This is a genomic window from Planifilum fimeticola, assembly GCF_003001905.1.
GTDB lineage: Bacteria > Bacillota > Bacilli > Thermoactinomycetales > DSM-44946 > Planifilum > Planifilum fimeticola.
The window spans coordinates 38634-58137 of sequence record NZ_PVNE01000025.1 but is presented as its reverse complement, the minus strand read 5'-3'; the positions used below and the strand labels follow the sequence as shown (position 1 = coordinate 58137).

The window sequence follows — 19504 nt, the reverse complement described above, 5'->3', positions numbered from 1 at the left end:
GACAGCCGTTCTTTCCGAATCTGGTTGCGCCGACGAGGAATCAAGCCCACTATTCCCACCATTCAGCGAAAAAGCCGCAAACCCCGTCGTGGCCGCCCCATCCGTGTGGGAGAGGGATACCGCCGGCGTTGGATCATTGAACGCTGCTTCGGTTGGATGAACAATTACCGTCGGTTGGTGGTTCGATATGACCGATATTTGTATATTTATAGAGCTTTTTGCCTGATTGCATTCATTATTTGGTGTGTGAATCGAATTTTGAAATAGCTTCTACTCAGATGGATTCTTATCCATTGGAAAGAATGGACGGTCTGGATCTTGGAAAAGCAGTTGGATCCACGCCGCCTTTTACTCAAAGAATCGCAAGAAAACCCTTCCTTGATATTATATGACTTTACCGAGTCCCCTCACCTTTACTCCAAATTAGAAGTCACTTATGATGAAAACCATCAATTCTGTATTCAGTTAGACCGCTCCAAAGAAAAAGTTCCGAGCTATCTCCGCTTAGCCAAAAAAAGTGATTTGATTGAGCTGGCTGCGTGTATGAAAATTTTTCATGTTCATTTTTTCACTGATCGAATAGTCGGCAAGATTAAATACCAAAATGAAGTCAAAACGATTCTGTGGAATTTAGAAAATAAGCCAACAAAAAAATCAAAGCACTGTTATCCGAAGTAGTTGATGTAGTTCGCCAAATGGAAGGCGGGCAACATAAGAACGTGGTTCCTTTGCCCTATCGCTGTATCCGCTGTACCATTCAAACAGAATGTCCGTCCCGCAGAACTTATTCAAAACCCAGGCCCTCTGACGACGAAGCGCCAGAAGAGGTTTTTGAAAAATTTCTCTTAACGAAATCCAAACTGCTTTCAACATCCAGGAAACACTGGCAAAGCGATGCCAAGGAATTGCTGAAACTGTTGCAATCCTCTTCGACACTGCAAAAAATCGTCGAAAAGACTTGTACCTCCGGTCGAATCTTCGATATAGAAGAAATGATTGAGACCGCCGCATTCCACAAAAAGCGATTATATAATACCACTCTGAGTCAAAAAGATGAGTTTGCCTTTGCCTATCAACTCCTCCAACACATTGCTTATAAGGGCAGAAGCTTTCGACAAAATACAATGGAGCAATTGGCAGGTGCCTATGGCTATACCAAATGGTACGACAACAGGACTCACAGTGACCAAACCATTCGATCCTTTTTCAAAACCACCTTGGAGAGATTATTAACATTCATTCAAGTTGAGTTGCAAAAACAGATTCCCAAAGAAAAAATGGATCAAATCATTTTCAACTTGAATAAAAGCCAACTGAACATCGCTGCCGATCAAGGATTCATACATGCAGAAATGCATGTTGAGGATGATGTTGATGGAGAAAATAGGGGGACTCTTGAGGAGAAGGACAGATAAACAACATTGCGGTCAAAAATCGTCGGTTGGAATCGATAACCTCCGCCATGAGCAGGTGGAGGTTTTACAACGGGTCTGATGGGTAATGTGCTGATTCATTTTTGTTTCTGAGAAGGTTTTCTAACTTGAGCAACCAGTTGATTATCAGCCTGAAGGATACTTCCATTTTGACGATTATCGGCGTGGCGGAAATCGTGCGGCAGGCCCAACAGGTGGTTGCCTCCAATTTTCGGGCCTTCGAGGTATACACCACAGCCGCGCTGCTGTACTTTGCCATGACCTTGACGATTGCGTTGATCTTGCGGGGGATGGAGCGGAGGCTCAACGTCGGTTGAGCCGAAGCCCCGCCAAAATGCATCGGTACGGGGGAGTTTCGGGATGGTTTTCAAGGCGGCAATGATTCAGACGCGCGCGGTTCCCGGGGAAGTTGTAGCGAACAGAAAATCGGCGCTCAACCTGGTGGAAAAGGCGGCGCATGCCGGAGCCCGGTTGGCGGTGCTGCCGGAGCTGTGGTCGACGGGTTATCATTTGAGCCCCCAACAATTTCGGGAATTGGCGGAGACTTGTCGGGGAGAGACGGTCTCCCTTTTTCAGCGGATCGCCGCCGAGCGGAAGATGGTGTTGGTCGTTCCCTTCGCCGAAGAAGAGGGGGAGAAGATTTACAATTCGGCGGCGGTGATCGATTCCTCCGGGAAGTTGGTCGGCCTCTACCGCAAAACCTTTTTGTGGGGGAGAGAAAAGCGGATTTTCAGCCCGGGGCCGAGGTCCTATCCGGTATTCGACACGTCCCTGGGCAAAATCGGCGTGTTGATATGCTACGATGCGGAATTTCCGGAACCGGCCAGGCTGCTGGGTCTAGGTGGGGCGGACCTCATCGCCGTTCCGTCGGTATGGAGCAAAGTGGCGGAGTCCCGTTGGGACATCCAGCTTCCGGCCCGGGCCTTGGACAATACGGTCTTTGTGCTGGGGGCCAACACGACCGGCGAGGGAAGCTGCGGAAAGAGCAAGCTGGTGGCTCCCGACGGAAGGGTGCAGGCGGAGGCGTCCGGGGAAGGGGAGGAGGTTTTGATCGGCGAGGTGGATCTGTCGTTGATTTCTCGCGTGCGGCAAAGGATTCCCTATTGGGACGACTACGATCCTTCATTAACCCCCGGGGGACTTTTCCGGGCGGGGCGGGAATACCGGAAGGGATGACCGTCATTTCTTTGTACTTTTTGCAAAGAGAGTATATCATCCCGACAATAAAATGCTTCCGCTGAAGCGGGGAATTGTGCAAAAATAAAGATACAGGAAACAGGTTGAAGGAATATATGCGCTTTGGCCGGGGGAGAAGCGGGTGGCGGAACTGATCTTTTCCTTTGCGATGGGTTGGGCTGTCGGTCTGCTGCTTCCCCGCATTGCCCGGCGGTTGGTGCAGAAGGGGAACGGGGACGCGGTTTATCGCTGTGGCGACTGCAGGCGGTCCGCTGAATCCGGAGGACCCGAAGGCTTTTTTGATCCGGGGAACCGGCGGACTCCCCTCTGCCGGAGTTGTGGTCGTCCGCTCTTTCCGCCCGCCGGATCGGCTTCCTGGTTGACGGGAGGAGGTTTCGCCGCGGCCCAAACCGTCTGGGGAGGAACGGGGGAGCTGTGGGTGGCATGGCTGCTTGTGTCCATCCTCGTCCTCGTGGTTTTGACCGATTTCTGGGCCATGATCATCCCTGACGCCGTGACCGTTCCGGGAATGGCGCTCTTTTTTCTGGTGCGCCTGTGGGTGCGTCAGGATTCTTTTTCCCTTTATCTTCTCGGCTTTGTTGTCTCCTTACTCCTGTCGTACGTCATCGCCAGGGTGACCGGCGGGATGGGAGGGGGAGACGTGAAACTGCTTGCCATGTCCGGAATGGCGCTGGGGTGGCCGAACGGGTTGCTGGCTTTTGCGCTGGCGGTCATGAGCGGCGGACTTCATGCCCTGTATATGATGGCGAAGGGAGGTCGGAGACGGGATCCGCTTCCCTTCGGCCCCCATTTGGCGGCGGGGATTTTTGTCGCCCATGGCTGGGGCGGCGGAATCATCGACTGGTACGGTTCTTTCTTTTTCGTTACGAAGGTCCTTTTTTGATCGGTAGATTAACGACGGTCGAAGCAAAGGGGTAGAATGGCGATATGGGGTTCCGGCGATATCGGTTGGGATTGGAATGGACCGATTCCTTTTTCAAATTGGTCGAGTTGTGTCAAAGACGGGGGAAGATCCTTGTGACCGACGCGGTGGTTCATCCGCTTCCGCCGGGCTGGTTCCGGGAAGGGACGGTCGCGGAACCGGAGAGCGTGGTACAGGCGGTCCGGGATGTTTTGAAGGAGAAGAAACTGCACACGCGCAAGGTTCACATCGCCGTCGGAGGAGGACATGTGCGGGTGATGCGTCGGCGGCTTCCGGAGTTGGGGAAGCGGGGGCTTCGAAAGTGGATTCAAAAAAAGGTTCTTCCCGAGGCGGACCTGCCCTGGGAAGATCCGGTCTTCGATTGTTGCCCGGTGGGACATGTTTGGGAAGACGACGGCGAGCAGGACACGGTGATCGTGGCGGCGTCCCGCAGGACGGTCTCCGCTTTCGCTTCTCTGGCGGAATGGTGCGGATTGGAGCCGGTCGGACTGGAACCGGCACCCCTCGGGCTGCATCGGTGGCTGGTCCACACCCTGCCTGAGGTGTTTTCGAAACGGATGACCGTTCAAATCTCGCCAAGAGCTGTGGAAGTCAGCTTTTTCGATGGTGACGTCTGGTTGGAAACCCGCGTTCTTTCCCTGCCGATGACCCTTTTTGCCGAGGGGGGAGAATCACAATCCGATCCCCTGGCACCCCGGTTAAAGGGAGAAGAGGAGGTCAAACGGTACGGAGAGGCGTTGACGGCGGGTCTAAAGGAGATCCTGGAGGGCTTCAAGGGACGAGCCGGATGGATGCCCAAGGAGTGGGTGCTGACGGGAGAAGGGGTGGATTTTTCCCTGTTGCGTGACCGATTAAAACCGGAAGAGGGCGTCGTGACCATCAGCCCCTCCCCCGGAGAGTTCATGGCGGAATACCTGCGGGAGCGGGTTTCTCCCTGGCTGGGCCCCTGCCTGTCCGTTTCGATCGGCCTGCTCATGGATGGGGGGATGTCGGTGTGAAGGTCAATCTGCTGCCGAAGCCCTCCTGGGGGAGGCGCCATTTCTTCTGGGGACTTTTGCTCGTGATTTTGTGGATCATGGGGTTCATGGCGGCGGTTCTCTGGCTTTTTGCCTTCCAAGAGGAACGGATTTCCGAGGCGCGGTCCAACCTGGCCCGACTTGCGCCCGTGGAAAAGGAGGTGCGTGAACAAGTACGGGAACGGGATGCGTTCATGAAGGAGCACGGCCCTGCGCTTGCCTATGTGGGGGCGGTGGATCGGCTGGATCGGGAGCGGCTGAAATGGGACGAGGCGATCAGCGCATTGGAGGCATCGCTGCCGCCGTCGGCGGTGGTGTTTGATCTTCAGGTAAAGGGAAGCCGGCTGGACGGGAAGGGGGCGTTCCACACGGTGAACGATGTGGCGTTTTTCACTCAGATGATGGAAGAAAGTGAGTCGGTCGCTTCCTTTGCGGTGGACAGCATCGAGAAGAGTGAAACGGATCCCTCCCTGGAAGTGAAACCGAAAAAGGCGTGGATTGTCCGCTTCCATTTGACCCTGGACAAGCCTGCCCAGAAGGGGGATCTGCCGTGAAAGGGCGCTCCCCGCTGTGGTGGAAATCCGGTCGTTTTCTGGCCTGGACCTGGGTGTTGGGCAGCCTTCTAATCGCCGGTTCTGCCCTGCCCTTTTTGTACGAACAGTGGAGGGAGATTGAGGGACTGTCCGCCAAATTCCAAGCGATGACCTCCTATGTCGATGCCCATCGCGAAAAATTGGAATCGTCGGATCCCGGCGATCCGCCCACCCCTGACGCGCTTTCAATGCTGGCTGACAAGGTTCCTCCGGACCGGGACGTCCCCCGCCTGTTGATTCAGCTTCGGGATGCCGCCGAAGGCGCCGGCGTGAAGTTGAACGCGGTCCACGTCGCCGACAGTCGGGAGGAGCTGGACCGGCAGGCCGCCCAAAAGGAGGAGGAGGATGAGAAGGAATCCGGCGTTAAGGAAAAGCGACCTCCGGAGGGCGCGGCTTCAAAACCTCCGAAGATCGAACACGTGGAATCGGTGTGGTTGGATATTTATCTGACGGCGGATATTCCCGGGCTGAAGGAGTGGTTTCGTCAACTCCACGGGATGACGCGGATCGTCTCCGTCCAGGAATGGGAGCACCGGTTGAAAAGCCGGCCGGGATACGGGAATGCCCGGATCCGGATCCTGGTGTATGCGTATCGGGATCCCGAGCTGAAGGAGTTGCCGTCCAAGGGTCCTCCGGAGATTTCCCGGGAATCGGGAGACCCCATCCGGGTCCGCCCCAAAAAAGAAGAAAAAAAGGAGGACCGCTCCTCCCGCTGAACAGGGGCCGTATCTTTCGGTTCTATCGTTTCTATCAAATCATAGATAAATAATAGAAGCAGATTTGACAAGGAGACGATGGACCGATGGAGACCAGAGGAAATCATGTTCGGCCCGCGTTGGGGAAAGAAAAGACCTCATCCCGCGAGGGAACCCCGGGTTCCGTCCACAAGGGGACGGCCCGTCCGGTCAGCGTTCGCATCCGGGCGGCAGGCCGCGCCGCCGATCGTCCCCGGAAAAGCGAAAGCAACCGGGAGGACGCGTTGCAGCCGGTCGGAGGGGGAAGGAAGCCGTTCGTCGAGGAAAAGGGAATCCTTTCTCCGGCAAACCGCCGGCGCGTCGGGAGTGCAGATTCGGAGATTCACTGGGGAGTTTCGCGTTCCCCCTTTTCCAAGAGGCGGGTCAAGCGTCCGGGATATGCGAAGGGAGGGCGTCAGCCGATGGGGACGGTGCTGCTCTCCGTCGGAGCGGCCCTCGTTTTGGGGACGATCATGGGCTTTTCCGTGATCTCCCTGTTCTTCTCCGACGATCCGGCCCTTTCTCCCCGATCCATCGATTCCCACCTGGAGCGGAATCCGTCACCGGAAGGCGACACGGCTTCTTCAAAGGAGCAGGAATCGGTTTTTTCGTTGGCCGATTTGAACGCGGTGTTGCTCCAGGGGGGGAGCTTTGCGGAAAAGGAGCGGGCGCAGCAGGTGATCCAGTCTCACCGCAGCAAGGGTCGTGCCGGGGTGATGACCGATGCCTCCCCCCACCGCATCTATTTGGGGGTGGCAAAAAACCGGGATGATGCCTTGAAACTGTCGGTCACCTATCAGAAGGAAAACGTGGACGTGTACCTCAAAGATTTAAAGGTGAAGGGAGATCGCGTCCGCCTGTCCAAAGGGACGCTTCAAGCGGTGGAGAAGGATCTTCCGCGGTTCGTGGAGGACGGTCACCGGATCTTTCAAACGCTGGCGGCATCCACGACCACCTTTTTGGGCGGCTCCTCGTCGAGTTTTTCCGATCCAAAACAGCTGGAAGAGGTCCATCGCCGGATGATGGATGCGGGCGCCCGCCTGGAAAAACAGCTTCCCTCCGGAGCCCGTCCCCATCTGCAGGACCTGATGATGGCTGCGGATCAGGCCGTACAAAGCGCCCGGGAAGCGAGCCGGAATCCGAGCGAAGCCCTGGTCTGGCAGACGCAGGAGGGACTGGTCCGGTACGCCTTGGCCTATGAGGCGCTGATTTCCTCGTTAAGGTGAATTGCAGGCCGATGCGCGAAAGGGGCCTCGCCCTTGACTCGATTTGGAACATGTGTTCTAATAAGGCATGACCATTTTTTGATCGACTCGACACATTCCGCCTGTGGCAGCTGGTCAAGGGTGAGGTGAAGGTGTACGGTGCAACCGGAATTGGTATTGGCTTCGCGTTCTCCCCGGCGCAGGGAAATTCTCAGTCGGTTGGGCCTTTCCTTTTCCGTTCAACCCGGGGAGGTGGATGAGGCCGGAGTGACGGGAAAGGATCCCGCTGAGCTGGTTGAACGGCTGGCTCTCTCCAAAGCCCTCGACGTGGCCGGGTCCAGGGAGCGGGCGCTGGTGATCGGTGCGGACACCATCGTCGTTCTGGGCGGTGAAGTACTCGGCAAACCGGCGGATTCGGCGGAAGCGGTCGCCATGCTGGAGCGCCTGCAGGGACGGACGCATCAGGTATACAGCGGATTGGCCGTCGTGGAGGTGGAAGCAGGTTCGACCGTAAGAAAAGCCGTCGGTCACCGGGTCACGGAGGTGACGATGCGGCCGGTGGATCGGGAGGAAATCGAATGGTACGTCGGGACCGGAGAACCGTTGGACAAGGCCGGCGCATACGGGATTCAGGGTTTAGGGGTCCTGCTTGTGGACCGAATTGAAGGCTGTTACACCAATGTGGTTGGAATGTCGGTTCCGCTGCTCCTTCAGTTGACGAAGCAGTTGGGTTACGCTCTGGTTCGCGATTTTCGATTGCCGGACGATGAGGCGTGACATCCGCGGACGGGGCATTCGGGTTTTCCTCATTGACCGGCGAGGGTGAGGGAGGCTGGATGTCGTGAATCCTGGAAAGCAATTGATGATTCGCGACGTGCCCGAGGAGGAACGCCCCCGCGAACGGCTGGTCCAGCTGGGAGCCGAACATTGTTCCAACGCGGAGCTGATCGCGATACTGCTCAGGACCGGCGCTTCCTCGGAATCGGTGATCCACTTGGCCAATCGCGTCCTCTCCAAAGCGGGGGGCATCCGGGGCTTGACGAATACCACCCTGGAGGAGCTCATGGAGATCAGGGGAATCGGAATGGCCAAGGCGGTGCAGCTCCTGGCCGGGATCGAACTGGGGCGGCGCATCTCGCGTGCGATGCCAGAGGAGCGCATGACGATCCGCTCTCCCCGGGATGCGGCGGAGATGGTGATGGACGAGATGCGCTATCTCAAACAGGAGCATTTCGTCTGCCTCTTTCTAGACACCAAAAACCACGTCATCGACAAGGAATGCATTTTTGTCGGAAGCTTGGACACCTCCGTGGTGCATCCGCGGGAGGTGTTTCGCGAAGCCATACGGCGCAGTTCCGCGGGAATCATCTGTGTGCACAATCATCCCAGCGGGGATCCGCATCCGAGTCGGGAGGATATCGATATCACCTACCGGCTGTACGAAGCGGGCGAAATCGTCGGTGTGGAACTGATGGATCACATCATCGTGGGCGACGGCTGTTATTTCAGCCTGAAGGAGAAGGGGATGTTTCCCGGCCTGAATTGATGGCCGGAAGGGTTTCCGAATGTGAAAAGGGTAAGGGAAGGGGGGATCGGGCAATCCGCCGGGGGATTGTTCGGATTCCCCTTCTTTTTGCAGCGGTTTGCAAATTTGCAGGGCGATGCCGAGGCGGGGCATCCAGGAAGGAAAACGATGCCCTTTGACGAAAGAGTAAGAGAAGACGGGGTGACGGCATATGAGCAAACTGGTGAAGCCGGGTGTGACGATCAAAGGAACCAAGGACGGTTTGTTGTTTCTGCTGGACGAAACCCGGCCTTTTTCTGCACTTCTGGATGAGATCCGGCAAAAGCTGGAGCATGTTTCCTCACATATTTGGGATGGACCGGATACGCCGGTGCTGATCAAATTGGGGCGAAGGCAGATTACCCGGGAAGAGGAGAAAGAGCTTCGTCAGGTTTTTTCCATTCGTAAAAATTTAATCGTTCGTTCCATCGAAGCGGAAGGGATGCACTACCTGGCCGATTCAACCCCGGGTATCAAGTTGCTTTGCGGAACGATCCGGTCCGGGCAGGTTCTGGATCACCGCGGTGATTTGCTCTTTCTGGGGGACGTCAATCCCGGGGGTTGTATCCGCTCCACCGGCAGCATCTACGTGCTGGGGGCGCTTCGCGGTTTGGCCCATGCAGGAAGCGAAGGGGATGAATCGGCGATTGTTGCCGCTTCCGTCTTTCGTCCGACCCAACTGCGGATCGCTGATGTGATCTCCCGCCCCCCCGATGAATGGGATGAATCGGAAGTGGGCATGCGTTTTGCCTATTTGTTGGATGCGCAGATCGCCGTCGACTCGGTTCATGATTTGGGTCAGATTCGGCCGGAGCTGGAGTGGAGGGATAAACGCTTTAAATCCCTGTGAGGAGGGAGAAAAGGTGGGGGAGTCGATCGTCGTCACTTCCGGTAAGGGAGGGGTCGGGAAAACGACCACTTCGGCCAATGTCGGCACGGCGTTAGCCCTGGAGGGCAAAAAGGTGTGCCTCGTGGATACGGATATCGGCCTGCGCAACCTGGATGTCCTGCTGGGCTTGGAAAACCGGATCGTATACGACCTGGTGGACGTGATAGAAGGCAATTGCACCCGCCAACAGGCGCTCATCAAGGACAAGCGCTGTGACACGCTGTTTCTCATCCCGGCGGCGCAATCCAAGGACAAGTCGGCCATTTCCTCACAGCAGCTCCGGTCTTTGATCGCCGAATTGAAGGAGGAGTTTGATTACGTCATCATCGACTGCCCCGCCGGGATCGAGCTGGGATTCAAAAATGCCGTATCCGGAGCGGATCAGGCCATCGTCGTGACGACGCCGGAGAGCACCGCCGTCCGGGATGCGGACCGGGTGATCGGCCTGTTGGAGAAGGAGGATGTCGGCAAGCCCAAGTTGATCGTCAACCGCTATCGTCCGCGCCTTGTGAAGGAAGGCGGGATGATGAAGGTGGACGACGTGGTGAACATACTGGCGGTCGATCTGCTCGGAGTGGTTCCCGATGATGAGACCATCATCCGCACCGGCAATCAAGGGGAACCCGCCGTTTTTGAAGCCAAGTGTCCCGCCGGACGGGCCTATCGCAATATTGCCCGTCGCATACAGGGGGAAGTGGTTCCCATGCTGCCGCTGGAGAAGCGGGGCGGCATTTTTTCCAGGTTGAAGCGCTGGCTCGGTTTTGGATGATCGATTTCTTTACATACCCGCTTTCCCTTCGCATATTCGGATGAGACAAGTCATATGTTGATACCGAGAAAATGCTTGGCCACAAGAGGCGGGTGACGGATATGCGAGAATGGGGCCGGGGAATCCGCAAGCGTCGTCAGAGACGGGTTCGGGCGATTCGTGAAGGAAGTCCTTACTTCAGTGGCGGCAACAGATGGAAAGAATGGGAAAAAGACGATCTGTCAGGGTGGGATGTCAAACCGTGGAATCGCCCCGGACCCTGGAACGAGAGGACGAAGAAACGAAATGAAAACCGTTTTTTGATTCAATTGTTTTGTTCCTTTCTCCTTCTGACTGTCACCTATTTGATTTTCCAGTCGAACACGACGGCGGGGCGCCAGGCGCAAGATTTTGTCGCCCAGGTGATGGAACGGGATTTTAATTTTGCCGGAGTCGCAGAGTGGTATGAGCGACAGTTCGCAGGCAGTCCGTCGATCCTTCCCGTTTTCAAGCCAAAATCGGAGAAGGACTCCCGCGGTTCTGCCTCCTGGTCCGCTCCCGTACAAGGGGATGTGATCCGGCCCTTCAGCCGTGACGGCCGGGGAATTGTGATCGCCGCGAGCGGTCCGGGTCCCGTCACTGCTTCCGCCGAGGGGCTGGTCGTGTTCGCGGGTGACCGGGAGGGTTTGGGGAAGACGGTGATTGTTCGCCATCCCGGAGGGAAGGAGACCTGGTACGGATGGTTGGACAAGATTCAGGTGCGGACCGATGATTGGGTGAAGAAGGGACAACCCATCGCAACGATCGGCGAACGGTCGGGACAGTCTTTGTTGTATTTTGCCCTGAGAATAAACGATCGGTTCGCCGATCCGGGGGACGTGATTCCGCTTGAGTAGCCTGCCCTGGCAGGGGATCCGCATCCGGATTCACTTTCTTTTTTGGATTGTCATTTTGTGGTCGGTGTTGACCGGCCGTTTTATCGAAATCGTCACATTGTTCGTGCTGGTGATCATTCACGAACTGGGGCATCTCACCGCAGCCTGGAGCCATGGGTGGAGGGTGACGGCCCTGGAATTGCTTCCCTTTGGCGGCGTTGCCCGCACGGATGAGTGGGGGACGGCCCCGGCTCGCGAGGAGATCGTCGTCGCCCTCGCCGGGCCTTTCCACAACGTGATGATGGTCTTGGCGGGGTTTCTCTTTTACTTTTTCGGCCTGTGGACGGAGGAGTGGACCGCTTTTTTCGTCAAGGGAAACGCGATGCTGGCCGGCTTCAATCTGCTCCCGATCTATCCCCTGGACGGGGGCAGGATTCTGCAGGCCCTCCTCAGCTACGTCCTTCCGTATCGTCGTTGTCTCGACTGGTCCTTCAAGGGGAGTTTGTTTCTTTCGCTCGGATTGCTGTTTCTCGGACTGTTCGGATCGGGCGGGGAAGTGCATCTCAACCTGGTGATCGTCGCTCTCTTTTTGTGCCACGCCAACTGGACGGCGCTGAAGCAGAGAGAATTGCAATACATGCGATTTCTCATCCAGAGGCGGGATCGGCCTCATGACGGCGGCAGGATGATCCGTTTGCCCGTCTCCTCCGAAGACCGGTTGCTCGCGGTGCTGAGGCGTTGGAGAAAGGAGGTTTACCATGTGATGGAGGTGTTTGACCTCCAGGGACGGCACTTGGGATGCATCCCGGAAGAAGTAGTATTGAAGCGATTTTTCGAGGGAGGAAATCCGCGGATGCGGATCGGTGAGCTGCTCGGATAAGGATCCGCCCCTTCGCGGCCCCTTATCACGGGCATTTCCCGTTTTCATCCGGAAGGCCGGTTGTCCCGTCTCTCCGGTTTGACAAAACCGCTGATCTGTGCTACGATTTTCCTCGTGTATCTTTGCTTGCCAACCCGGACAAGCAACCGCTCAGAGCGGGTTTTCAAGGGTTATCCACCCGGCTCTGGCGAGTCTCGATGAAGGAGGTTTAACCGGGGATGTACGCGATCATTGAAACAGGGGGCAAGCAGTACCGCGTACAGGAAGGGGACGTCATTTTCGTCGAAAAACTGTCTGCCCAGGAAGGGGAGACCGTCCGCTTCGACAAGGTGCTGCTGCTCGGAAAAGAAGAGGGAACCGTGATCGGAACCCCGACGGTTGAAGGAGCTTCCGTCACGGGAAAAGTGGAAAAGCACGGAAAAGGAAAGAAGATCACCGTTTTCAAGTTTAAACCGAAAAAGCGGTACAAGCGGACAAAAGGGCATCGCCAGCCCTTCACCAAGGTAAAGATCGAAAAAATCGAGGCTTAATGCGCATGATACGCGTCACCGTTTCCAGGTCGTCCGATCGGCGCATCCGGCGGGTGGTCGTCGAAGGTCACGCCGGATATGCGGATCCCGGAGAGGACATCGTCTGTGCGGCGGTGTCGGGGATTACCCTCGGACTGGTCAATTCGACGGAGCGGCTTCTCGGCGTAAGGGTTCACCAGGCCTCGGATCGGGAAGGGAAGGTGGATTGCCGGGTTCCCGAAGGGGTTTCCCCCGAGCTGGCCGAACGGATCCAGTTGTTGATGGAAGCGATGGTGACGTCGCTGGCCATGGTGGCGGAGGAGTATCCCGATTTCGTTCAGCTGTCGGATTCGATCGGGAAGGGATAAAGGAGGAGGTGGCAGAAATGCTGAAAATGAACTTGCAGTTCTTTGCCCAGAAAAAGGGTGTCGGTTCGACGAAGAACGGCCGTGACAGCATCGCCAAGCGCCTGGGCGTGAAGCGCGGCGACGGACAGTTTGTCACCGCCGGAAGCATTTTGGTCCGTCAACGCGGAACCAAAATTTATCCCGGTTTGGGCGTGGGGCGCGGCGGTGATGACACGCTGTTCGCCAAAGTGGACGGCGTGGTCCGCTTCGAGCGGTTGGGACGCGACCGCAAGCGCGTGAGCGTTTATCCGAAGACGGTGTGATTTCGGCCGTATGAACGAGAGCACCCCGGATTTTCCGGGGTTTTTTTGTATCCCGACTTTAAAGTATAATAATAAAGATTGGGAGTTCTGCTCCCTTCGACAAAATGCGCGAAAGATGGTCGCAGTTTTAATGATGGGATCGTTGATCCATGATAAAATCCGTTCCGTGTGCAAGCTGGAAACCCGGTCGCGGCGGCCCGCCCGTAAAAGTTTCTGAAAAAGGGAGTCGGTGAGGATGACACAAGGATGGTGGGCGTGGTTGAAACCCTTGAGTCCAGCTGTCCTTTGTCTGTTTTTTTCAGCGGTTCAACCTTGGGGGTGGAGGGCCGGGATCGTCCTGGTTTCTTTGGGTATTCTCGCGATGTTGATCGGCGTTCGCCGTCTTTATGAACGGGAACAAGCCCGCTTCCGGATCCGCGAAGCGGAGACCTCCCTTGGCCTGTTGGAGCGGAAGCGGCACGATTGGATGAATCATGTCCAGGTCATCATGGGATATTTGTCGATGAAGCAGATCGATCGCATTCGTCCCTATTTGGAGCAGTTGGTCAAACAGGCCCAACGGGAGCGGCGCCTTTCCCAAGTGAAACATCCTCCCCTGGCTGTCGCCCTGGTCTCGCTGCCGCATCGATTTCCCGAATGGGATTGGGAAGTGGAAATCGGGGAAGGATTTCAATCGATTCCCTCCCTCGAAGCCGAACGGATCTGCCGGATGGTGGAGGAGGCGGCCGAGGAGATGGGGCGCATCGTTCCCCCCGAAGACCGGACGACGGTGCGGTTTCGTTTTGACAAGAGGGAAGACGGGGTGATCTTTTCGGTCCATGTTTCCCGGGCGCGGAAGGTGCTTGCGAAGGGCGATTGGGATCGGCTGAAGAAACGGACTGAATCCTGGCAGGGAAAATTTCAGGTTTCCGACGGGGGCTTCATGGCGGAAATTCCCCTCGAAGGGGGGAGATCCCCCGGAAACCGATTGTTGTCGTGGGGCAGGTGACGGACTGGTGTTTGTCGATTACGTGAAAATTTATGTTCGTGGGGGAGACGGCGGAAACGGTGCGGTCGCCTTTCGCCGTGAAAAATATGTTCCCCAGGGAGGACCCGCGGGGGGTGACGGGGGGCGCGGCGGCGATGTGATTTTCCGCGTGGACGAAGGACTCCGAACCCTGATCGATTTTCGCTACCAGAAACACTTTAAGGCGAAACGGGGGGAACACGGCCGGTCGAAGGGGCAGCACGGCGCCAGTGCCGATCCGTTGGTGGTGAAGGTTCCGCCCGGCACCGTGGTGAAGGATGCTGAAACCGGGGAGATGATCGCGGACCTGACCCGAAAGGGGCAGGAGGTGGTCGTGGCCCGCGGCGGACGCGGAGGAAGGGGAAACATGCGCTTTGCCTCCCCGTCCAATCCGGCGCCGGAAATTGCAGAGAACGGGGAGCCGGGGGAAGAGCGCTGGGTCGAATTGGAACTGAAGGTGCTGGCGGATGTGGGTCTGGTCGGTTATCCCAGCGTCGGAAAATCCACTCTGCTTGCTTCGGTTTCGGCAGCCCGCCCCAAGATCGCCGACTATCACTTCACCACCCTCACTCCCAATTTGGGAGTGGTTGATGTCGGGGACGGACGAAGTTTCGTGATGGCCGATCTGCCGGGGCTGATCGAAGGAGCCCACCAGGGCGTCGGCTTGGGGCATCAGTTCCTGCGCCATGTGGATCGGACGAGGGTGTTGGTCCACGTGGTGGATATGGCCGCCCTGGAAGGAAGGGATCCCTATGAGGATTGGGTGAAGATCAACGAGGAGCTCAGGCAGTACCGGGAGGACCTGGCCCGCCGCCCGCAAATCGTGGCCGCCAACAAGATGGATCTTCCCGATGCCCGTGACAATTTGGACGCGTTTCGCAAAAAAGTGGGGCCGGAAGTGCCCGTTTATCCCATATCGGCTGCGACCCGGGAAGGAGTCAGGGAACTGCTTTTCGCTGTGGCGGATCTGCTGGACCAGCAGCCGGAACAACCCTTGGAAGAGGAATCCGACTCCGGGTACAAGGTGTACCGGAGCCGGGAGCCGGAGGAACCCTTTGTGATCCGTCGGGAAAACGAGGTGTTTATCGTGGAAGGGGAGCGGGTGGAAAGGCTGGTGGCGATGACCAACTTCGCCTACCATGATTCCGTTCGCCGCCTGGCCCGCATCCTGCGGGAAATGGGTATCGAAGAGGCGCTCCGGGAAAAGGGGGCGAAGGAGGGAGACACCGTCCGGATCGGAGGAATGGAATTTGAACTGATGGATTGAGGCTCAGCCGCCGTATCGCTCTATAATGCGGTCCACGGCGGGACCGTAGGATTCCCCGAACAGATTCAGGTGGACCAGCAGGTAATAGAGCTGATACAGCGGCTTTCTCGCGGAATACTCCGGCGGAAGGGGAAAGGCTTCGTTGTAGGCGTCGTAGAACCGGGAGGGGAATCCGCCAAACATCTCCGAAAAGGCGAGATCCACCTCCCGGTCGCCGTAGTAGGCGGCGGGATCGATGAGGCAGGGAACTCCCCCGCTGTCCGCGAGGGCATTCCCGTTCCAAAGGTCGCCGTGCAGGAGCGAGGGACGGAGGTCGGGGCGTTCCAACCATTGATCGAGGCGGTCGCACAACCGGTGAAGGAGCCGGCTGCGCCGCTCGGGCAGAAGCCCGCGCTCGGAGGCCAACCGGATTTGCGGCAGCAGTCGACGCTCCCGGTAGAAATCCGTCCAGCTCCGATACCATCCGTTGGGTTGAGGGAGAATCCCGATGAAATTGTCTTCCCCCAACCCGAAGGCCTCCGCCCGGGTCCGGTGGATTTCCGCCAGGCCGAGCCCCAGTCGTTCCGCCGCGCCACGGGAGGACAAGCCCTGGGTACCGGAATCGATCCATTCCATGAGGATCCATCCCTCCCCGCCCTCCGGAGGATCGTCCCATGCGAGGACGCGCGGAATGCGCACCGTCTTTGCCGCCCGGCCGAGTCGATCGAGTCCCCGGGCTTCTGCGGCAAAAAAGCCGGGAGGCGCATTTTGGTTCCATTTGAAAAAGTAGGTGCCCTTTTCCGTCGTAAGCCGATACGCCCGGCTGATGCTTCCGCCCGACACTCCCGCCGCGTGCCGCAGGGGGCCCGGGTCACCGAACCTTCCGAGCGCTTTTAGGGCTGCCAGCTTCCAATCCTTCGAAGGCAATCAGATACCCTCCCGCTCCCGGATTTTTTGGAGAAGGCCGCGGCATCCCGCTTCCACCAGCTCGTACACTTCCTCAAAATTTCCCGTGTAGTACGGATCCGGAACGTCGGATCGATCCGTATCGGGGATGAAATCGGTCAACAAAAACAAGTCGGCGGACGTTTTTTCCGCCATTCGCCGAAGGGCGGCCATATTGCTGTTGTCCATCGCCACGATGATATCGAAGCGATCCAGGTCTTCGCGGGAGATTTGCCGGGCGCGAATGCCCTCATGGGAAATTCCGTAGGTATCCAGAATTTTTCGGGTTCCCCGGTGAGGGGGTTCGCCTTCGTGCCAGCCGCCGATTCCGGCGGAATCGATGCGGATCTGGTTTTCCAACCCGGCCTCCCGCACCATCTGACGAAAAACGGCTTCCGCCATCGGAGAGCGACAGATATTGCCCAGACAGACGAACAATACGGATATCATGAGCCGGCACTCCTTCTCCGTTGGTATTCACGTTCATTATGATAGCACAACGGAAGGGAAGGGGCTTGGCAAAAATGGCGAAACGCCGACAAGTCCGTATTCAGGTAGTTGAATGTGACGGAAGGGACCGATTTTCCGCGGGATGATCCCTGCTGCATGATCGATGCGGGAAAATCGCGAAACGTTGTGAAACGATTTCCATCCGATGCGAAAGAGGGTGTACCGCGTGGTTTTGCCTGCATGGAAAAGGCGCTCAGAGGCACGCCCCTTTCGGGAGCTTGTCCGCCGCACAAGACCGTTTTTGATGCCGCAGGGAGAAGAGGATTGCGGAGAAGGCGTGATCCCGCCGGTAAGAGAGGAAGAGGAAAAAGATGTTGATCAAGTGGATCATATGTCAAGTGCCCGAAAACCGGAGAGAGGCCTTTTCCCGGGCCCAATGCGCTTGGAAGGCCATCAGGGATGTGGACGGATTATACGGACAATGGGGCGGGTGGAATGTCCATCGCCCCGCTGAAGCGGGCATTCTCGCCCTGTGGCGTGATCGCTCCTCCCATGATGCCTTCATGTCCCAGGTACATGACTCCATTTTTCATGCGACCAAACAGGAGCAGACCTATGAACGCCTTTCCGTCACCCTGCTGGTGGGCATCTCGTCCCTTCCCGGGGAAAGGGAAGCCCTCTGCCGGGCTCTGACCAGCCGGTGGATCCGTGTAAGCGACGACCAACTCTATCCTGGACGGGTCGACTCCGATCGGCATGCGGCTGAAGACTTCGACGGAGACGTGGCTGCGCTGTTTATGGGCCGGACGTTGAACGGGCCGGACCGCTGCCTGTCGTTCACCCTTTTGCGGAGTCGACCCGATCTGAAGTCTGTCCGGGATTCCCGGCTCTTTCGCCTGCAGGAAGAGTGGCTGGTGTAACGAGGTGATGAGCATTGCGGGAGATTCGATTGGCCGGTGGGTTGCTCAATTGTTAAGGGAGAGAAGGAGCCTGCTGGCGGCACTGTCTATGAACCCCCGTATTCATGCCCATCAGGATGACCCCCCGTTGTGGGGTTTTAAAGGCATGTGAGGTGCCTGGATGAGCTGGCGGAAGCAGAGCGTTTGGATTACATTCAGACGCTCTGCCGGATCAGGAAGGCGCAGCGCGAGATGCTCGGCGTTGATCGCGTTTATCATTCTTATTTGAGGATGTCACGCACCATTTTCACACATGGATGGTGCCGCGCTGCGGCTGGATGGATGACTTCAGGCGCTCGGCCGAATCGATTTGCCCCGTACTGCTTTTTGCGCGGAAGAAGCGCAACACGGAAGAGGAGATAAACCGCGTCCTGGAGGTCGAAATTCAGCTTCGGGTTTATTTGAACGGCGCGATTCATGACTGACAAGGTTCTGTGGATGCTTCGCGTTCCGTAATTGGATATATGCCGGTTTCCTCAGCGTACAGGGAGCCGGTTTTTTTGACGTCTGAGACATGGGTGCGGAAGGAACATTGCGTAACTCTCGAGGATGCCCTTGTTGGCAAATCTCGGGGTAACCCGTCAAAGGCCCTGCGGTGATGAGAACAGGTCACCCCTTCTCACCGGACCCGCGCGGCGTCCTTGTCGCCCTCCTTTTCCCGGGGAGCGCTTTCATCGGGAAAGCCGACTCCCTCCACATACATGTTCACTTCCACCACCTTCAGCCCGGTCATGTTGGTGATGGCCCGCTCCACGTTTTTCACCACCTGTTCGTAAATCTCCGGAACGTTCCGGCCGTATTCGACCACCACTTTGAGATCAACGGCCACTTCCGTTTCCCCCAGCTCGACGGTGACTCCCTTCGTCAGGTTTTTTCTCCCCAACCGTTCCGTGAATCCTTCGACAATTCCACCGCTCATGGCCAGAATCCCATCCACCTCGCTGGCGGCGATTCCGGCAATGGTTTCCAGCACTTCCGTCGAAAAGCGAAGCCCACCCTTTTGATTTTTGTCCGCCATGCGATCATCCTTTCCATTTGGTTTTTCATAGATTTCATTCCCCGTTTGCGCGAAGGAGAATCCGACGGCAAAAACCCCCTTGATGCATCGGCCGAGGGGGTTTATAATGTGTCTATTAATAAAAGACATTTGTCTTTCTCAGGGGGATGGTCCATGCCGCATTCGGAAGATCCCTTTTATCTCGTACGGGCCGACGTCTTGCCCGAGGCGATTCAGAAGACGATTGAAGCGAAGAAGATGTTGGAGACAGGGGAAGCGCACACCGTCCAGGAGGCGGTGGAAAAGGTGGGATTAAGCCGCAGTTCCTTCTACAAATACCGGGACAGCGTGTTCCCCTTCAACGCCATGATGAGGGAGAAGATCATCACCCTTTCCCTGACGCTGGAACACCGATCCGGCGTCCTGTCCAGCGTCTTGGGTTATCTGGCTTCATTGGGATGCAACGTGTTGACGATCCATCAGACTATTCCGCTTCAGGGAGTTGCCAATGTGGCTCTCTCCGTGGACACGGCACAGGTGGCGAAAAAATTGACGGAAATTACCGACGGCCTTCAGGAGCTTCCGGGCGTCCGGTCGGCGATTTTGGTCGCCTCCGGCGAGTAAAAGGAAAGAGCGCCCAAAATGGCTGAGTACAACGGGAGTGAG

The 19504-nt window shown here is 57.0% G+C and carries 26 protein-coding genes and 1 other annotated feature; of the genes, 23 read left to right on the top strand and 3 right to left on the bottom strand.

Annotated features, from left to right (window positions below; translation table 11 throughout):
* From CLV97_RS18980 to obgE, 21 genes are all read left to right on the top strand, one after another.
* Nucleotides 1-267 (top strand): transposase (locus tag CLV97_RS18980; protein ID WP_146130502.1); only part of this gene is annotated, 267 nt, incomplete at its 5' end.
* Between the two features lie 51 nt (nucleotides 268-318).
* Nucleotides 319-678 (top strand): hypothetical protein, encoded by a 360-nt coding sequence (locus CLV97_RS13985; RefSeq protein WP_106346143.1) that lies wholly within the window; start codon nucleotides 319-321, stop codon nucleotides 676-678.
* 17 nt (nucleotides 679-695) lie between these two features.
* Nucleotides 696-1415 (top strand): hypothetical protein, encoded by a 720-nt coding sequence (locus CLV97_RS13980; RefSeq protein WP_146130501.1) that lies wholly within the window; start codon nucleotides 696-698, stop codon nucleotides 1413-1415.
* Between the two features lie 125 nt (nucleotides 1416-1540).
* Entirely contained in the window at nucleotides 1541-1750 is a 210-nt protein-coding gene (locus tag CLV97_RS13975; RefSeq protein ID WP_106346141.1) for an ABC transporter permease, read from the top strand.
* A gap of 43 nt (nucleotides 1751-1793) precedes the next feature.
* Entirely contained in the window at nucleotides 1794-2609 is an 816-nt protein-coding gene (locus CLV97_RS13970) for a nitrilase-related carbon-nitrogen hydrolase (protein WP_106346140.1), read from the top strand.
* A 142-nt stretch (nucleotides 2610-2751) separates the two neighbouring features.
* Nucleotides 2752-3513, top strand: a complete 762-nt coding sequence (locus tag CLV97_RS13965; RefSeq protein WP_106346139.1) for a prepilin peptidase — start codon at nucleotides 2752-2754, stop codon at nucleotides 3511-3513.
* Nucleotides 3514-3557: 44 nt separating this feature from the next.
* Nucleotides 3558-4550 carry a type IV pilus biogenesis protein PilM gene (gene pilM, locus CLV97_RS13960; RefSeq protein WP_106346138.1) on the top strand — a complete coding sequence of 331 codons (993 nt, stop codon included), beginning with the start codon at nucleotides 3558-3560 and terminating at the stop codon, nucleotides 4548-4550.
* Complete coding sequence (locus CLV97_RS13955; RefSeq protein WP_106346137.1) at nucleotides 4547-5122, top strand: PilN domain-containing protein; 576 nt, start codon at nucleotides 4547-4549, stop codon at nucleotides 5120-5122. Before pilM ends, CLV97_RS13955 begins: the two co-directional genes overlap by 4 nt.
* Nucleotides 5119-5877, top strand: coding sequence for a hypothetical protein (locus CLV97_RS13950; RefSeq protein WP_106346136.1), 759 nt, complete (start codon nucleotides 5119-5121; stop codon nucleotides 5875-5877). Before CLV97_RS13955 ends, CLV97_RS13950 begins: the two co-directional genes overlap by 4 nt.
* 86 nt (nucleotides 5878-5963) lie before the next feature.
* Nucleotides 5964-7121 carry a hypothetical protein gene (locus tag CLV97_RS13945; protein WP_106346135.1) on the top strand — a complete coding sequence of 386 codons (1158 nt, stop codon included), beginning with the start codon at nucleotides 5964-5966 and terminating at the stop codon, nucleotides 7119-7121.
* 138 nt (nucleotides 7122-7259) lie between these two features.
* A complete protein-coding gene (locus tag CLV97_RS13940; protein WP_106346134.1) occupies nucleotides 7260-7877 on the top strand; it encodes a Maf family protein in 618 nt (205 codons plus the stop codon).
* Between the two features lie 85 nt (nucleotides 7878-7962).
* Entirely contained in the window at nucleotides 7963-8646 is a 684-nt protein-coding gene (gene radC / locus CLV97_RS13935; protein WP_106346155.1) for a RadC family protein, read from the top strand.
* 190 nt (nucleotides 8647-8836) lie between these two features.
* Nucleotides 8837-9514 (top strand): septum site-determining protein MinC, encoded by a 678-nt coding sequence (locus CLV97_RS13930; RefSeq protein WP_106346133.1) that lies wholly within the window; start codon nucleotides 8837-8839, stop codon nucleotides 9512-9514.
* A 13-nt stretch (nucleotides 9515-9527) separates the two neighbouring features.
* A complete protein-coding gene (gene minD / locus CLV97_RS13925; protein WP_106346132.1) occupies nucleotides 9528-10322 on the top strand; it encodes a septum site-determining protein MinD in 795 nt (264 codons plus the stop codon).
* A gap of 101 nt (nucleotides 10323-10423) precedes the next feature.
* Nucleotides 10424-11197, top strand: coding sequence for a M23 family metallopeptidase (locus CLV97_RS13920; RefSeq protein ID WP_170070546.1), 774 nt, complete (start codon nucleotides 10424-10426; stop codon nucleotides 11195-11197).
* Nucleotides 11190-12056 carry a M50 family metallopeptidase gene (locus tag CLV97_RS13915; protein ID WP_106346130.1) on the top strand — a complete coding sequence of 289 codons (867 nt, stop codon included), beginning with the start codon at nucleotides 11190-11192 and terminating at the stop codon, nucleotides 12054-12056. Before CLV97_RS13920 ends, CLV97_RS13915 begins: the two co-directional genes overlap by 8 nt.
* Nucleotides 12057-12190: 134 nt before the next feature.
* Nucleotides 12191-12261: a sequence feature (ribosomal protein L21 leader region), on the top strand.
* Nucleotides 12262-12274: 13 nt separating this feature from the next.
* A complete protein-coding gene (gene rplU, locus CLV97_RS13910; RefSeq protein ID WP_106346129.1) occupies nucleotides 12275-12586 on the top strand; it encodes a 50S ribosomal protein L21 in 312 nt (103 codons plus the stop codon).
* 5 nt (nucleotides 12587-12591) lie between these two features.
* Nucleotides 12592-12933 (top strand): ribosomal-processing cysteine protease Prp, encoded by a 342-nt coding sequence (locus CLV97_RS13905; protein WP_106346154.1) that lies wholly within the window; start codon nucleotides 12592-12594, stop codon nucleotides 12931-12933.
* A gap of 17 nt (nucleotides 12934-12950) precedes the next feature.
* Nucleotides 12951-13235, top strand: coding sequence for a 50S ribosomal protein L27 (gene rpmA, locus CLV97_RS13900; RefSeq protein WP_106346128.1), 285 nt, complete (start codon nucleotides 12951-12953; stop codon nucleotides 13233-13235).
* 235 nt (nucleotides 13236-13470) lie between these two features.
* Nucleotides 13471-14223, top strand: coding sequence for a Spo0B domain-containing protein (locus CLV97_RS13895; RefSeq protein WP_106346127.1), 753 nt, complete (start codon nucleotides 13471-13473; stop codon nucleotides 14221-14223).
* A 7-nt stretch (nucleotides 14224-14230) separates the two neighbouring features.
* The gene (gene obgE / locus CLV97_RS13890) at nucleotides 14231-15508 is read left to right on the top strand and encodes a GTPase ObgE (RefSeq protein ID WP_106346126.1); all 1278 of its coding nucleotides are present in this window, start codon (nucleotides 14231-14233) and stop codon (nucleotides 15506-15508) included.
* 3 nt (nucleotides 15509-15511) lie between these two features.
* Here the strand turns inward: obgE and CLV97_RS13885 are convergent, their stop codons facing one another.
* Nucleotides 15512-16414, bottom strand: coding sequence for a fructosamine kinase family protein (locus CLV97_RS13885; protein ID WP_245891597.1), 903 nt, complete (start codon nucleotides 16412-16414; stop codon nucleotides 15512-15514).
* Nucleotides 16415-16882 carry a low molecular weight protein-tyrosine-phosphatase gene (locus tag CLV97_RS13880; RefSeq protein WP_106346125.1) on the bottom strand — a complete coding sequence of 156 codons (468 nt, stop codon included), beginning with the start codon at nucleotides 16880-16882 and terminating at the stop codon, nucleotides 16415-16417.
* A 371-nt stretch (nucleotides 16883-17253) separates the two neighbouring features.
* Here CLV97_RS13880 and CLV97_RS13875 point away from each other — a divergent pair, with 371 nt between their 5' ends.
* Nucleotides 17254-17802, top strand: a complete 549-nt coding sequence (locus CLV97_RS13875) for a YdbC family protein (protein ID WP_106346124.1) — start codon at nucleotides 17254-17256, stop codon at nucleotides 17800-17802.
* A 658-nt stretch (nucleotides 17803-18460) separates the two neighbouring features.
* Here CLV97_RS13875 and CLV97_RS13870 read toward each other — a convergent pair.
* The gene (locus tag CLV97_RS13870) at nucleotides 18461-18859 is read right to left on the bottom strand and encodes an Asp23/Gls24 family envelope stress response protein (RefSeq protein WP_106346123.1); all 399 of its coding nucleotides are present in this window, start codon (nucleotides 18857-18859) and stop codon (nucleotides 18461-18463) included.
* 153 nt (nucleotides 18860-19012) lie between these two features.
* Here CLV97_RS13870 and CLV97_RS13865 point away from each other — a divergent pair, with 153 nt between their 5' ends.
* A complete protein-coding gene (locus tag CLV97_RS13865; RefSeq protein ID WP_106346122.1) occupies nucleotides 19013-19462 on the top strand; it encodes an ACT domain-containing protein in 450 nt (149 codons plus the stop codon).
* The last annotated feature ends 42 nt before the right edge of the window (nucleotides 19463-19504 follow it).

What these genes read in the sequence shown, in the direction of transcription:
- CLV97_RS13980 (WP_146130501.1), top strand. Translation starts at nt 696, where the DNA reads ATGGAAGGCGGGCAACATAAGAACGTGGTTCCTTTGCCCTATCGCTGT.
- CLV97_RS13970 (WP_106346140.1), top strand. Translation starts at nt 1,794, where the DNA reads ATGGTTTTCAAGGCGGCAATGATTCAGACGCGCGCGGTTCCCGGGGAA.
- pilM (WP_106346138.1), top strand. Translation starts at nt 3,558, where the DNA reads ATGGGGTTCCGGCGATATCGGTTGGGATTGGAATGGACCGATTCCTTT.
- CLV97_RS13945 (WP_106346135.1), top strand. Translation starts at nt 5,964, where the DNA reads ATGGAGACCAGAGGAAATCATGTTCGGCCCGCGTTGGGGAAAGAAAAG.
- radC (WP_106346155.1), top strand. Translation starts at nt 7,963, where the DNA reads ATGATTCGCGACGTGCCCGAGGAGGAACGCCCCCGCGAACGGCTGGTC.
- CLV97_RS13930 (WP_106346133.1), top strand. Translation starts at nt 8,837, where the DNA reads ATGAGCAAACTGGTGAAGCCGGGTGTGACGATCAAAGGAACCAAGGAC.
- CLV97_RS13920 (WP_170070546.1), top strand. Translation starts at nt 10,424, where the DNA reads ATGCGAGAATGGGGCCGGGGAATCCGCAAGCGTCGTCAGAGACGGGTT.
- rplU (WP_106346129.1), top strand. Translation starts at nt 12,275, where the DNA reads ATGTACGCGATCATTGAAACAGGGGGCAAGCAGTACCGCGTACAGGAA.
- CLV97_RS13905 (WP_106346154.1), top strand. Translation starts at nt 12,592, where the DNA reads ATGATACGCGTCACCGTTTCCAGGTCGTCCGATCGGCGCATCCGGCGG.
- rpmA (WP_106346128.1), top strand. Translation starts at nt 12,951, where the DNA reads ATGCTGAAAATGAACTTGCAGTTCTTTGCCCAGAAAAAGGGTGTCGGT.
- CLV97_RS13895 (WP_106346127.1), top strand. Translation starts at nt 13,471, where the DNA reads ATGACACAAGGATGGTGGGCGTGGTTGAAACCCTTGAGTCCAGCTGTC.
- CLV97_RS13880 (WP_106346125.1), bottom strand. Translation starts at nt 16,882, where the DNA reads ATGATATCCGTATTGTTCGTCTGTCTGGGCAATATCTGTCGCTCTCCG.
- CLV97_RS13875 (WP_106346124.1), top strand. Translation starts at nt 17,254, where the DNA reads ATGTTGATCAAGTGGATCATATGTCAAGTGCCCGAAAACCGGAGAGAG.
- CLV97_RS13870 (WP_106346123.1), bottom strand. Translation starts at nt 18,859, where the DNA reads ATGGCGGACAAAAATCAAAAGGGTGGGCTTCGCTTTTCGACGGAAGTG.
- CLV97_RS13865 (WP_106346122.1), top strand. Translation starts at nt 19,013, where the DNA reads ATGCCGCATTCGGAAGATCCCTTTTATCTCGTACGGGCCGACGTCTTG.